The organism is Microcystis sp. LE19-131.1A, assembly GCF_027532015.1.
Lineage (GTDB): Bacteria > Cyanobacteriota > Cyanobacteriia > Cyanobacteriales > Microcystaceae > Microcystis > Microcystis ichthyoblabe_A.
Map to the genome: position 1 here is coordinate 1 of NZ_JAPZSS010000086.1, position 12,131 is coordinate 12,131.

The following is a 12,131-nucleotide window of genomic DNA, read 5'->3' on the forward strand; positions in this document are numbered from 1 at the left end:
GTACCGTGGGACACACGGAATCGGGCTTCTGAAATGGGGCGAAAGTCTGTGGACTCTGTGTAAGACAGTACATGGTTTTTTAACTGTGGTATGCGACGGTGGTGGAAGCAGAAACTTAAATCGTGAGGTTTAGGAATCGCCACACTTTTAGGGCGGCGAGGATGTCAACAATGTTCCCTTCTTTGATGCCAAGGTGTTCTCTTAAAGCAGATTTAATTAACTCCTCTCGACGACTAGCTAAAAGCCTGTTCCACTGTCCAACTTTCATTCCAGAGAAATGTGTTTGATAAACACGCTTTTTAAAATCCTCAATTCCTGGATGTAAAATCCTGTCCATTTTGGCAAAATTAGTGTCTAATCTATATTTGAAGCGAGTGATCAGTTCCCGCAAGAGCATTTGATAATCTTGTGTCGGCTTATAAAGCCTGCCATCATTTCCCCAAGAATTAACTATTTCTTCAGCTTGAAATAGTTCTTCGTCCGTCCCTTGAAATTTGTATCCATTAGTATTTGTTTGTTGCAAATTTGCTCTCCTTTGGGTTGTATCTTCGGGTTCTAGAACAAGGTAATCAGGAGGATTATGATAATGATCATCTCTCGCTTTAGCCACTGAAAAGCCAGAGACAACGCATACATCTAGAATCTTGGGTTTGCCATAAATTACCGCTTCGGGCAGCCAAGCTATTAGAGAAACGTAGGTTTGATCAAACTGAAAATGATTTTGACTATCTTTGAAACGGGCTGTTATTTCAGTAGCTAATGGGAACCATGCTTTTATTTCTAATCCTGGGGTAGGCTGGATGCTACCCATGAAGACAGTATCAGGAAATCCTGGATATTGCCTTTTCCATTCACCAAACGGCGCAAATATTTCCTGCTTATTCAAAAACTCAACAGTGTTAAATTCAATCAGATTTCCCAATAGTGGTGATAGCTTTGAAATTACTTTGGCTAAATTAACTGCTGCAGCAACCGATATTGGTCTAGCAATGTCTAATAGGTCAAATCTATGTCCAGACAAATCATCTAGATATTGCGATGCCAGGCTAATAACATCTTCTGTATTCATAACCCTTCCCCACAAGATGTGGACTGACAAGCTTGCTCAACTTGCTTTAAAATTTCGCAAGGATCTACACCGATTACACGACTAACCAGAAGGAACTCAACCACATCTAATCTTCTTTCACCATTTTCGTATTTGGCAACGAAAGATTGCGGCTTTTTGATGGCTTTAGCGAGGGCTGCTTGAGTTAAATTCGCATCCTTACGAGCGGCGATCAGGCATCGACGAAAGACATGGTACTCTGGGCTAAAAATAGATTTCATCGTGCTTTAATGAGCACAGGAGTTAGCATTTCCAAGATAAACCTATTTTAGAATAATCCCAAAATGGGATTTTAAGTTCCCCACGGCCCTAGTAAACAGCATACAACCCCCAGTGTAGCGGACGGTATGGAGTCTTTGGTACAATGGCGAAGGTTACTCGCTGCTGCTGATCTGGAACGATAGAAAGTTTGGGCAGAAGTCAACACACGGACTCAAACTCTGCTATGCTGATTACGTTCAAGATTATCGAGGTTGGCAAGAAACTATTAGGCGCAGTCAACGGGAACTAGAAGAACTTTTGACCGATTCTCCTAGTTTAAAACCCTACTGGGAGCAAGTATTTTTAGATTGCTATGCCACGGCTTTAAAAAGCTTGCGAGATAACCCCGATTATCAATCCTTTAACTTTCCCGATGATTGTCCTTTTTCCCAAGAAATTAGTCAGATTTTACAGAAAAAAGTTTGGCGATAAAATTATCTTTAAAAGTTTGTCAGTGGGGTTAGGAGATAGGAGTTAGCAGTCAGTAGCCGGTCGTCAGGAGACAGGAGACAGGAGATTATTTTATTTATTCTCCCCACACCCCACACCCCACACCCCACACCCCACACCCCACACCCCAACCCCCAACTCCTCATCCCCTCCACTGATAACCAATGCTTCCTACCGTTGAGACTTTAATTATTGCCGTCGAAAAAGCCGACTCAGCTAATCAGTTACTAACCGCCGTGGAAAACCTAGCTGCCGCCAAAAGTGAGGCGGCAATACCTACCCTCACCGATGTCCTGAGATATAATAACCCCGGTGCCTCCGTCGCAGCCGTGGATGGTTTAATCGCCATCGGCAAAGCGGCGGTTCCCTATTTACTGGCCAATCTAGACGGTTATAATTATGGGGCAAGAGCTTGGGCAACCCGCGCCCTAGCGGGAATTGGCGATGTGCGAGGATTGGACTTATTACTTGAGGCGGCGGTGAGTGATTTTTCCTTTAGTGTGCGGCGAGGGGCGGCTAGAGGCTTAGGAAATATAATTTGGTCTGATTTGGAGGAAAGTCGGGTTTCTGAGGCTCAAAAAGCAGTTTTTGCGGCACTGGAGAAACTTTTGCAAGGGGATCCAGAGTGGGTGGTTAGATATGCGGCGATCGTCGGATTGGAGGGATTAGGAACTGCGGCGGCGGCATTTCGCAGGGCGATTCGGGAACTTTTAGCACAGATTGGGGAGACAGAAGCGGAAATAGTGGTAAGATTGCGTGCCGATCAAGCTCTGGAACACTTACAATAAGCCTAAGTCACAAAGTAGAAAAACTCATTTCTCTACAGGGAGAAACAATTACACTAACATTCTATGAAATATTGGCAGGAAATTTTAGCGATCGCTCAACGAATTTTAGTAGAATTAATCCGGCGCGGGCGTAGCTTAATCCTCTGGGGCATTTTCCCGATCCTTGTCCTGCTCTTAAATGGCTATATTATGGCAGAAAAAGGCAAAATTGAGCTTGCTGAGGCAATGGCTCTGGCTACTCCTCCCACCCTCGTCGGGGCGGCACTTTTCTTTAGTTGTTTGGGGGGAACCGTGGCGACGGTAGTAGCAGAAAGGGAACAACAAACGATTAAACGGTTATTTTTATCGCCTTTAAGCGGTGTTTCCTATTTTATCGGCATTTTTCTCGCCCATTGTGTGATTGCTGCCTGTCAGACAGTTTTAGTTTATTCTATTGCTAAACAGTATGGAGCCACTTTTAAAGGCTCAATTCCTCTAGAATTATTAATTATTTTCCTTAGTATCACCGCCTATGTGGGTTTAGGATTTATCCTCGGTACTCAACTGGCGAAAAGAACAGAAGATGTTAATGCTTTGGTGGGAACTTTTGGGGTTCCTTTATTAATTTTAGGCGGCGTTTTTCTTCCGACTGCTTTATTCCCCGACAATATTCTATCTCTGGCTAAATATAACCCGATCTACCACATGAATGAAGCTTTAATTGCTGTTTGGGCAAAGGGCGAAAATCTCCAAGATATTAGCTCTCATTTTCGCTTTCTCTGTCTTTTTGCTCTAGCTATGGTAGCAGGTGGTTGGCTTACCTATCGACAAATGTTAAACCTTGAACGCCGATTGTAAATCAGTTATCAGTTATCAGTTATCAGTTATCAGTTATCAGTTAGAAAAGGCAAGAGTATTTATTGATTTGTCTTCCCATATCTTACACTCCCTAATCCTGCTTCCTGACTTCTGACTATCCTTATTACTTTATTAAAAATGCTGACTATTAGTAATGTCAAAAAAAATTACGGAAGACGCTTAGTATTAGATCAATTAAACTTTCATATTGAAGCGGGGGAAATTTACGGTTTACTTGGTCCAAATGGTGCGGGAAAAACCACCACTATTAACTTAATTTGTAATTTATTAAAACCCTCATCGGGAGAAATTACCTTTAATTATTTGCCAATTTCGAGAGTTACTAAAGAATTAATTGGGGTTGCCCCACAAGAAAATTTATTGTACAAATCCCTTACTTGTGAGGAAAATCTCAACTTTTTTGCTCAGATTTATGGACTCGATCGCCCCCAGCGTCGTCATCGGATTAAAAGCAGTTTATCCGCAGTAAATTTGCTTGATCGCGCCCGTAGTCCGGTGGAAACTTTAAGCGGTGGAATGCAGCGCCGGATGAATATTGCCGTGGCTATTGTTCATCAGCCAAAATTATTAATTCTCGATGAACCAACTACTGGTTTAGACATCGAATCTCGCTATGAAATTTGGGATTTAATCGGAGAATTACGGCGACAGGGAATGACAATTTTATTAACTACCCACCTCCTCGATGAAGCACAGCGTCTCTGTCAACGTATCGGCATTTTAAAACAAGGTCGTATTATTGCCGAAGGTAATTTAAATCAGCTGCGTCAGCATATTCCTGCTAAGGAAATTATTATCATGGATACCCAGGATCAAGAAGCGGCAATTAATCGAGGGAAACAATTAGGATTTACTCCCAAATTTTACGGTAAAGATTTAGCTTTTTGGTTAGATGAACATCTAGAATTAAGCGAGATTATTCAGGCATTCGATGGCATTAATATTGATTCTCTCGCCCGTCAGACGGTACAGTTAGAACATATTTATATGGAAATTATGAATCAATTTTAACACCGTTTTTGAGAATTCAGGTTGATGATCAGCATTTTTTCGGAATTTAGCTCAATTAAGCTAAATCACCGTTTTTTTACCGTCATGATCATCTATAATTTTTGGATAGGTTCTATTAATTGGAGACAAAATCAATGATGAAATTAACCTCTATCACTGGTTTATTAGGTCTATCGGCGGTATTATTAAGCTCACAGCTACCGGCAGCGGCGCAAAATTGTCGGCCACTTTCTTTATTAGGGGGTGAAGGTAGTGAAGTTACCAAAAGCGTCTCACAACCCACTGTTCCAGGGCCTTTCGGTGTCACGATAACTCGTAATAATTGGAATACCGATTGGGCAGTTCCGGGGGGGAGACGTTTTCAGAGGTTTATCGTTACGGTTTCTGTCCCCCGGGCTGCCTCCTTCGATATCCGGCTGTTTCTCAAGTATAGCGATCAAACTAACGAGGAATTTTTTAATACTAATGGAGTACGAATCGAACCCGATAAACCCTTAACAATTACTGCCACAGTCCGGGCAAATGATCAACCTTTTCTAGTCAATCTTTTTGTCAATGGTATTCAGCACATCGGTAATACCTACACCGCTTCTGTTGTCGGTTGTGAACGATAAAATATATAGGGTGTGCTGAAAAAGTTTTTTGGTGGGGGCAGGGTGTGGGGTTTTAAGCTAAGAGGCATTTTAATCGCCTATCCGATTAGCTGAATCTCTCCCAATCCCTTTACTGTTGCCTCTTGTTTCATCTCAACAGGCAATTTATACTAAATCCAGTTATTAAAGACTGATTATCTATTCCTCCTTTTGCCTCTTGCCTCTTGCCTCTTGCCTATCCTCCTAAGTAGCCTATACTCAACGGATTTAGTATTAAATGCGCGGGCAGCCCCGGACTTTACTCTCTACCCCGATTGACCTTCAGTGGGACAATTAGAGCAATGCACAATTAAGGATTTTTGTCAAGAAAATAATATTAAAATTATTATTGATGTCTGCCATCCTCACGCCCAAATTATCTGGCAATTAGCGATTAATTACGCTACCCTAACTAATATCCCTCCATTTGCCTCGATTTAGAACTGGCTTTTATCTGTCCCCACCTCAATCATCGATTTTTTTCCAGAATCTTATGTCTGAAACTATCACTCCCGCCATTAGCGATCGCATCTGTAAACACATGAATAAAGATCACGGTGATGCCGTGCTTTTCTACGCTCAAGTTTACGGCAATATTACCGATGCAGAAACCGCTCAAATGCTATTCATCGATCCCGAAGGCATGGATTTAGCCGTAGAAAAATTAGGGGAGAGTCAAACAATTAGAATACCGTTTGAGCGCACCCTAGAATCAGCCAAGGATGCCCATAATATCCTCGTTGAGATGCTAAAAGTTAATCAAACCACCCCTTGACAAAGCTCGATTTTGCGCCATAAATCTAACAACCTTGTTGGATAAAACTTTTAGACTTTTTCGCCATTAAAAAGTGTCAGCCATGGGGGTAATCCGGGGGAAATTGAGCTACTTTTTCCCTGAAAATAGGTAAAACCCCACACCCTACCCCCCGGAAAAACTTTTTCAGCAGACCCTACTTATAGCTTGAATTGCTTTTCTATCAAAGACACGATCCAACTTCTGGGTAAAAAACGGGGCAGATTGACGATAATTTTATTAGCCAATTTACCGGCTACCACGTTGGGGCGTTTGTTTGCCAAGGCAGTTAAAGCCTCTTGTACCAACACTTCCGCCGAATCTAACCAGCCGTTTTTGCCCATAAAGGCACTGGGAAATCGGGCTACCTCAAAAAAATTAGATTCCGTCGGACCGGGGCAAAGAGCAAGGATTTTAACGCCTTTGTCTTTATTTTCTGCCCAGAGAGACTCGCTAAAGCTGAGGACAAAGGCTTTTGTCGCCGCATAGACGGAAAGATAGGGGAGCGGTTGAAACCCGGCAATGGAAGCAACATTGATAATTGCCCCCCCAGCACCAGCAAGCATGGGACGGAGAAAATAGTGGCTTAATTCCACCAATACCAGATTATTTAACTGGATCATTTCTAACTGTCGGGCTAAATCCTGCTCGCTAAAAGCACCATAACCACCAAAACCGGCATTATTTACCAGTAAATCAACGTTGATTCCTTTTTGGTTCACCGTATCATATACTAGCTTTCCCGCCCCAGCAACGGTCAGATCTTGGACGATAACCGTCACTTTTACCCCGTATTGTTCCCCCAATTCCGCTGCTAATTGTTCTAGTTTATCCCTAGATCTAGCGACTAAAATTAGCTCCATTTGCCGTTGGGCAAGTTGACGGGCAAAGACGACACCGATACCAGTGGAAGCACCAGTAATGAGGGCTGTTTTCATAGAAGATCAACTAAAAATAGCTTTTTTGCTGGAATTGTAGCACAATTACCCTTTCATTTACAGTTCTTAACTTGGCGGGGAAGACATTTTTTCAACTCAGAATATATGTTAGGCTAGAAACAGAACAAAGGTCGAGGAAGGTGTAGAAATGACAGTTATAAGCTTCACTGATCAAGATATTGCCAAATATACCGCCGCTGATATTGCTTCTTTAGCCGAACGACTAGAAAAAGATGAGTATAGCAACCCCTTCGAGGCTTTGCGGGATTGGCATCTGTTGCGAGCGATCGCTTTTCAAAGGCAGGAATTAGCCGAACCTTATCTTTATCTGTTGGATCTAGAAGCCTACGATGAGGCTTAAGGTTGCTTAGTTAAACAAAACTTAACAAAAATTACTGGGGGTGTGAGACTAGCACACCCATTATTTTTGATTATGGTATTCTCTGGCTGAAAAAAGCCCCTAGCTTTTTGCCCCTTATTTCCCTACTATCAATAACAAAGTATTTTTAGGCGATCGACTAAATTATGGGCAAACAATACAACGTTTATGGGATCGGTAACGCGCTCGTCGATATGGAATTTCCAGTCTCTCCTGAATTACTGCAAGAATTGGGCATCGACAAAGGAGTGATGACGCTGGTGGACGAAAATCGTCAAACCCAGTTGATGGAAAAATTGGCTCTTGATTGTAAACGCAGCGGCGGCGGATCGGCGGCGAATACCCTAGTAGCGATCGCTCAGTTGGGGGGTAGAGGTTTCTATTCCTGTAAAGTGGGCAATGACGAATTAGGTAAGTTTTATCTGCAAGATCTGCGGGCCTGTGGTTTGCATACCAATGAACACGGCGGCGAAAAAGAGGTGGGAATCACGGGAAAATGTCTAGTTTTTGTGACTCCCGATGCCGATCGCACCATGAATACTTTTCTCGGCATCACCGGGGAAATTTCCGAACGAGAATTAGTCCCTTCAGCGATCGCTAATGCCGATTATCTCTATCTCGAAGGTTATCTCGTCACCTCTCCCACTGCCAAAGCTGCCGCTATTAAAGGGCGAGAAATTGCTCAGGCTGCTGGAGTGAAAACCGCTTTATCCCTGTCGGATCCCAATATGGCGATCTTCTTCCGGGAGGGATTACTGGAAATGATCGGAACGGGGTTAGATTTCGTTTTCGCTAATGAGTCGGAAGCTTTGACTATTTCCGGCAGCGAGGAAATCGATTCAGCGATCGCCTATTTTAAAACCATTGCCAAAGGATTCGCTATCACCCGGGGTGCTAGTGGTTCTTTGATCTATGATGGCGAAAATCTCCTGGAAATTGACCCCCATCCCGTACAGGCGATCGATACCGTCGGCGCGGGGGATATGTACGCAGGTGCGTTTCTCTACGGTATTACCCACGGTATGGGTTACAAAGGAGCGGGAAATCTCGCTTCTCTAGCGGCTGCCCGGGTGGTTTCTACTTTTGGAGCGCGTTTACAAACCGAGGAAATTCAATCCCTGCGCGATTCGATCGTTTTGGGATAGGTTTTGTCAGTGATCAGCTTTCAGTCAGTAGTCAGGTTTTTTCTCCCTGCTCCCTGCTCATAGTCTTAACGAGTAATTTAGATAGGGTTTGCTGAATAAATTTGAAATGTAGGCAAAGTAAGGGTTTTGGGGCTTTTCTCGCGAAACAGGTGCAAGATTTTGAGAGAATCGTCGTTCAAAACCTTGCGTCTTCATCGGCCCGCGTCCTTTAGGGGCGAAGCATTCGGGCAATAACCCATCGGTGAAAACGTAGATTTTCTATCCGAATGCTTCGCCCGTACTTATTCAGCAAACCCTAGATAGTCATACTAAATCCTGTTTAAAAGTTATAGGAGAGTGGGGAGAAGGGAGCGGGTTTTTCAAGTTGGATTGGGAGTTAATCATGCTATTAAAAACCGATTCAGTATAACGGTAAAGTTAGACCGTCTTCACCGATAACTTTGGCTGAGTCATAACGCTTCAATTGTAACGCGCCCACCTTCCACTGCCTCAATCTGAAGTTTAAAGCCATACAAAAGACCCATCCCCACTAACGGCTCTGCATCAGAAGCTGCCACATCAATAATCTGCTCTTGACCATCCCAGATCACAGAAGCTTTGTATATTTCAAAAACGACTTCGCTCCCGTCGCCTAATGTGCCAATATCTCGATAGTACCAAGGCAAGCCCATATCTGTGATGACAGAAAGCGGTAAAGACAAAAAGCTGGTGAATCCAGTATCAATGATAGCATCGAGTGCTATTTTCCGTGAGCCAATGCGACCGACTGCCACCTTGAGGATTGCTTCACAATTATTATTGACCACACCGAACATCATACTGGCTTTCTCTGGCTGCGACTGCCAAAACGGAAGACGGCTCTATGTCCAATCCGAATCACCCAAGGTTGAGCATCAGGGACACGCTCATAGAGATGATCGGTAGCAGTAATCGTATCGTCGGCAAGCTCAAACGCTCCAGTTTCGATGTCGATCGCCACAATTCTCCCCTGATTTCCCTCCTCCACTTGAGAACGTACCTGAGATTCATAAATCTCATTACCACGTCGAGCGAATTCTTCTTTGCTGTAGCGGGGTTGTCTAACTGTCATTTGCTTGACCCTGGGGCAACTTTTGCCCTCTATTTTAACCTAAACATCGGAAATCTTCGCTAACATTCCCCAACTAGACCCACAAGAGCGGCATCGCACTTAAACCCACAGTTTCAATCCATGGGCATGGTGCGTTCCCCAAAATCGATCAGTGGAGCAGTAGGACTTACATTAGGGAACGCACCCTACAAGAGCGGCGATCGCGCTGCTGCTTTTAGAATCGCAATACCTCATAGCGTTCCTCCCAAAAACAGCCAAAACAGCCATACAACAGAATGAATGATCACGATCGCCCAAAAAGTGACTTGATAAGACTCTTTCTGACATTTATGGCCCAATATTCGCTGGGCAATAAACCCACCCAACCATCCACCCGCAAGTTCACACAGATGTAGCGTTTGTTCAGAAGTTCGCCAATCCTTTCGTTTAGCACGAGATTTATCATCTGCGTATAGAGCGTAAGTCACTAAACTCATTACGGGATAAAGAATCAGTGGAATGGGATTGCGTGTCGTCCATGTAAAATGAATAGCTCCAACCAAAGGCAGAAGCGACAACAGAACTACCTCAACTATCGGAAAGCTTGAAATGATGGCATCAGAGGGTTTAGTTCGACTACTTGAAGGTGCTGACTTGTTTCTTGCTCCCAGAATAAATGCGTTGTAAGCTCGAACTTTGCCATCTGAGTCAACTATGCACTGGTAATAAATCGTGTCGTTTTCTTGTGGACGACGGGTTGCATCTTTAACTTCAGAAATATGCAAAAAAACTTCTTGACTCCCATCAACGGGTTGAATAAAACCAAATCCACGCTCATCTTTCCATTTTGTAAGCTTTCCACTGCGGAGACCGGATTGCATAAAAAATCTCAATAACGAAAACTTTGTGATTCTAAAAATCACCTTCAAGGACAGCCACAACCAAAAAACGAAGCAGCCTAACTACATATTATAGGTCAACTTTCTGTATAACACTCTCCAGAGTAACGATATGTAGAAACTTTCGGTATATCACGCCCAAAAGCGTGTTAGCCAGATTAGCATATTGCCAAAAACCTTGTTTAACTAAATTCCTGACAATTAGGCTCATTCTAGCGATGATTCCTCTGTCTGACCGCACCCCTTGACAAAAATTTACAATTATTCGACCTTTAGCGATCGCTATCGGGGGATAGTTGTTTTTTGTTACAGCAGTGGGGAGAAGGGAGCGGGTTTTTAAAGTGGGATTGGGAGTTAATCATGCTATTAAAAACCGATTCAGTATAACGGCTAAGTTGAGCGGCGGCTAATATCCTTTGCACCACTATCAATATCTCTCGCTCGTCCGCTCCAACGTGTTGTTAGACCGTGTTTTCGAGATAAGGTTACAACTTCTCTGCCACTTTCAGCTTGTTGCTTTTGCAAATCAGCAAAGATGGCTTTCAAGTCATGATTGAATGACCGAGAGTACTCTTCACGAATTCTGTGGATCTCTTCCACAATCTCATCCTGAAACATAATCAACCTCCGAGAAGTTCATAGGGTGTACAAAGAATTGGCAACTCGTAGCCAAAATCAAGGCTGATCTCTGCCAACTTTCCCTGAATTTGAGCATTGGCGATGTGCTTGCAATTCCAGGTGAGCAGGTAATCCATGCCGTGAACGGTTGCGGTGGCGATATGAACAGCATCAATATCAGCTTTTGCGGGAAGGTTGCTGCGTTCCAAAAATTGCTCTGCTAAATCTAGCACAGCTTGGTTCAAGTCGAGTAAAGATAGATTAGCAAGGATTTATAGTCGTTGAGATGCGATCACAACATCACCTTGTGAGGTTTCTTTCACGACCGCTTGGGATGAGTAAAGTTGAAAATCGCCGCGACGTGTATTCCACCACTCCTTCGTCACCTCAATATTTGCGGCCACAACAATATCTCTGCTGGGTCGAGCAGTAAGATAGCCTAAGATACTGGTTTCAATATAGACGGTTTCGCTCACGGCAATCTAGAAAATCTATCCAATGCCTATCCTACCGCATTTAATCTTGGTTCTGAGGGTGTTGGGTAACAGTCGTCAACCCAACCTTGTACGTGAAATATTCTTGTCAGCATAAAGTTGCCGCAGAAAGCGGTAGTCCCTGATCAAGCAACAGCTTCATAGCGATTAGGAAGTTCAATGATGCGATCATCCAAGTAAGAAGATGCAAAAATTAGGGCTTGTCGAATATCTTCATCCTCCAGTTCCGGAAACTCTTGATGTAATTCTGCTCGATCGGGATAAGTTGCCAGTAGCTCAATCACTCGACGAACCGTAAGGCGAAGGTTACGGATGCAGGGTTGCCCATTCATACGGTTTGGATTGCTCGTAATACGATCTAGTTTCATTAAAGTAATTCTATTTCTTCATGATCATTTTAACCTTTAGCGGGAGTAAGGGACTTGCGCTTTGATAATGTACCATTTAGGGCTGGTCTTATTCTTCTAGAGAGCGATTTTCAAAGCTGGGATATTATTCCCACGCAAGTCCCTAACTACTGGTTTAAGGTAAATCCGTCGCCCCCATCAAAAAGCGATCGCATTCCCTGGCGGCCCCGCGACCTTCATTAATCGCCCAAACCACCAAACTTTGACCACGACGACAATCCCCCGCTGCAAAGACTTTCGGTAAGCTAGTGGCAAATTGACCGTGTTCGGCCTTGATATTG

At 43.6% G+C, this 12,131-nt stretch carries 16 protein-coding genes and 3 pseudogenes; 9 read left to right on the forward strand and 10 right to left on the reverse strand.

Annotation, left to right across the window (positions count from 1 at the left end; genetic code table 11):
* Window positions 1–115 precede the first annotated feature (115 nt).
* Both O9323_RS07785 and O9323_RS07790 read right to left on the reverse strand, forming a co-directional pair.
* Window positions 116–1,069: a hypothetical protein gene (locus O9323_RS07785; protein WP_149106475.1), complete on the reverse strand. Its 954-nt coding sequence runs from the start codon at window positions 1,067–1,069 to the stop codon at window positions 116–118.
* Window positions 1,066–1,329, reverse strand: a complete 264-nt coding sequence (locus O9323_RS07790) for a helix-turn-helix domain-containing protein (RefSeq protein WP_002774832.1) — start codon at window positions 1,327–1,329, stop codon at window positions 1,066–1,068. Before O9323_RS07790 ends, O9323_RS07785 begins: the two co-directional genes overlap by 4 nt.
* A gap of 211 nt (window positions 1,330–1,540) precedes the next feature.
* On the opposite strand from O9323_RS07790, the pseudogene O9323_RS07795 reads away from it, so the two are divergent.
* From O9323_RS07795 to O9323_RS07825, 7 genes and pseudogenes are all read left to right on the forward strand, one after another.
* A pseudogene (locus tag O9323_RS07795) lies at window positions 1,541–1,801 on the forward strand (DUF29 family protein); the annotation flags it as partial.
* 182 nt (window positions 1,802–1,983) lie between these two features.
* Complete coding sequence (gene cpcF / locus O9323_RS07800) at window positions 1,984–2,607, forward strand: C-phycocyanin alpha-cysteine-84 phycocyanobilin lyase subunit CpcF (protein ID WP_004158456.1); 624 nt, start codon at window positions 1,984–1,986, stop codon at window positions 2,605–2,607.
* A gap of 63 nt (window positions 2,608–2,670) precedes the next feature.
* Entirely contained in the window at window positions 2,671–3,444 is a 774-nt protein-coding gene (locus O9323_RS07805; protein ID WP_002774827.1) for an ABC transporter permease, read from the forward strand.
* 138 nt (window positions 3,445–3,582) lie between these two features.
* Entirely contained in the window at window positions 3,583–4,476 is an 894-nt protein-coding gene (locus O9323_RS07810; protein ID WP_002732759.1) for an ABC transporter ATP-binding protein, read from the forward strand.
* Window positions 4,477–4,610: 134 nt separating this feature from the next.
* Window positions 4,611–5,090 (forward strand): hypothetical protein, encoded by a 480-nt coding sequence (locus O9323_RS07815; protein WP_002793891.1) that lies wholly within the window; start codon window positions 4,611–4,613, stop codon window positions 5,088–5,090.
* Between the two features lie 303 nt (window positions 5,091–5,393).
* Entirely contained in the window at window positions 5,394–5,549 is a 156-nt protein-coding gene (locus O9323_RS07820) for a precorrin-6A/cobalt-precorrin-6A reductase (protein WP_002774823.1), read from the forward strand.
* A gap of 52 nt (window positions 5,550–5,601) precedes the next feature.
* A complete protein-coding gene (locus O9323_RS07825; RefSeq protein WP_002774821.1) occupies window positions 5,602–5,883 on the forward strand; it encodes a DUF2470 domain-containing protein in 282 nt (93 codons plus the stop codon).
* Between the two features lie 179 nt (window positions 5,884–6,062).
* On the opposite strand, the gene O9323_RS07830 is transcribed toward O9323_RS07825, so the two are convergent.
* Window positions 6,063–6,839, reverse strand: coding sequence for an SDR family NAD(P)-dependent oxidoreductase (locus tag O9323_RS07830; RefSeq protein ID WP_288124914.1), 777 nt, complete (start codon window positions 6,837–6,839; stop codon window positions 6,063–6,065).
* Between the two features lie 148 nt (window positions 6,840–6,987).
* On the opposite strand from O9323_RS07830, the gene isiD reads away from it, so the two are divergent.
* Window positions 6,988–7,200 (forward strand): protein IsiD, encoded by a 213-nt coding sequence (gene isiD, locus O9323_RS07835; protein ID WP_002732311.1) that lies wholly within the window; start codon window positions 6,988–6,990, stop codon window positions 7,198–7,200.
* A 164-nt stretch (window positions 7,201–7,364) separates the two neighbouring features.
* On the forward strand, window positions 7,365–8,363 hold the full coding sequence (locus O9323_RS07840) for an adenosine kinase (protein WP_288124915.1): 999 nt from the start codon (window positions 7,365–7,367) through the stop codon (window positions 8,361–8,363).
* 449 nt (window positions 8,364–8,812) lie between these two features.
* On the opposite strand, the gene O9323_RS07845 is transcribed toward O9323_RS07840, so the two are convergent.
* From O9323_RS07845 to O9323_RS07875, 7 genes and pseudogenes are all read right to left on the reverse strand, one after another.
* Complete coding sequence (locus O9323_RS07845; protein ID WP_002774815.1) at window positions 8,813–9,181, reverse strand: hypothetical protein; 369 nt, start codon at window positions 9,179–9,181, stop codon at window positions 8,813–8,815.
* Window positions 9,178–9,453, reverse strand: coding sequence for a hypothetical protein (locus tag O9323_RS07850; RefSeq protein ID WP_002734346.1), 276 nt, complete (start codon window positions 9,451–9,453; stop codon window positions 9,178–9,180). Before O9323_RS07850 ends, O9323_RS07845 begins: the two co-directional genes overlap by 4 nt.
* Before the next feature lie 230 nt (window positions 9,454–9,683).
* Window positions 9,684–10,313: a DUF1294 domain-containing protein gene (locus tag O9323_RS07855; RefSeq protein ID WP_002774811.1), complete on the reverse strand. Its 630-nt coding sequence runs from the start codon at window positions 10,311–10,313 to the stop codon at window positions 9,684–9,686.
* Between the two features lie 408 nt (window positions 10,314–10,721).
* Window positions 10,722–10,949, reverse strand: coding sequence for a hypothetical protein (locus tag O9323_RS07860; protein ID WP_002790010.1), 228 nt, complete (start codon window positions 10,947–10,949; stop codon window positions 10,722–10,724).
* 2 nt (window positions 10,950–10,951) lie between these two features.
* A pseudogene (locus O9323_RS07865) lies at window positions 10,952–11,425 on the reverse strand (type II toxin-antitoxin system VapC family toxin).
* A 143-nt stretch (window positions 11,426–11,568) separates the two neighbouring features.
* Window positions 11,569–11,811, reverse strand: a complete 243-nt coding sequence (locus O9323_RS07870; RefSeq protein WP_002761871.1) for a DUF433 domain-containing protein — start codon at window positions 11,809–11,811, stop codon at window positions 11,569–11,571.
* Between the two features lie 154 nt (window positions 11,812–11,965).
* A pseudogene (locus O9323_RS07875) lies at window positions 11,966–12,131 on the reverse strand (glutamate synthase); the annotation flags it as partial.

Coding starts and splice junctions, on each gene's coding strand:
- O9323_RS07785 (WP_149106475.1), bottom strand. CDS start 1,069: ATGAATACAGAAGATGTTATTAGCCTGGCATCGCAATATCTAGATGAT.
- O9323_RS07790 (WP_002774832.1), bottom strand. CDS start 1,329: ATGAAATCTATTTTTAGCCCAGAGTACCATGTCTTTCGTCGATGCCTG.
- cpcF (WP_004158456.1), top strand. CDS start 1,984: ATGCTTCCTACCGTTGAGACTTTAATTATTGCCGTCGAAAAAGCCGAC.
- O9323_RS07805 (WP_002774827.1), top strand. CDS start 2,671: ATGAAATATTGGCAGGAAATTTTAGCGATCGCTCAACGAATTTTAGTA.
- O9323_RS07810 (WP_002732759.1), top strand. CDS start 3,583: ATGCTGACTATTAGTAATGTCAAAAAAAATTACGGAAGACGCTTAGTA.
- O9323_RS07815 (WP_002793891.1), top strand. CDS start 4,611: ATGATGAAATTAACCTCTATCACTGGTTTATTAGGTCTATCGGCGGTA.
- O9323_RS07825 (WP_002774821.1), top strand. CDS start 5,602: ATGTCTGAAACTATCACTCCCGCCATTAGCGATCGCATCTGTAAACAC.
- O9323_RS07830 (WP_288124914.1), bottom strand. CDS start 6,839: ATGAAAACAGCCCTCATTACTGGTGCTTCCACTGGTATCGGTGTCGTC.
- isiD (WP_002732311.1), top strand. CDS start 6,988: ATGACAGTTATAAGCTTCACTGATCAAGATATTGCCAAATATACCGCC.
- O9323_RS07840 (WP_288124915.1), top strand. CDS start 7,365: ATGGGCAAACAATACAACGTTTATGGGATCGGTAACGCGCTCGTCGAT.
- O9323_RS07845 (WP_002774815.1), bottom strand. CDS start 9,181: ATGATGTTCGGTGTGGTCAATAATAATTGTGAAGCAATCCTCAAGGTG.
- O9323_RS07850 (WP_002734346.1), bottom strand. CDS start 9,453: ATGACAGTTAGACAACCCCGCTACAGCAAAGAAGAATTCGCTCGACGT.
- O9323_RS07855 (WP_002774811.1), bottom strand. CDS start 10,313: ATGCAATCCGGTCTCCGCAGTGGAAAGCTTACAAAATGGAAAGATGAG.
- O9323_RS07860 (WP_002790010.1), bottom strand. CDS start 10,949: ATGTTTCAGGATGAGATTGTGGAAGAGATCCACAGAATTCGTGAAGAG.
- O9323_RS07870 (WP_002761871.1), bottom strand. CDS start 11,811: ATGAAACTAGATCGTATTACGAGCAATCCAAACCGTATGAATGGGCAA.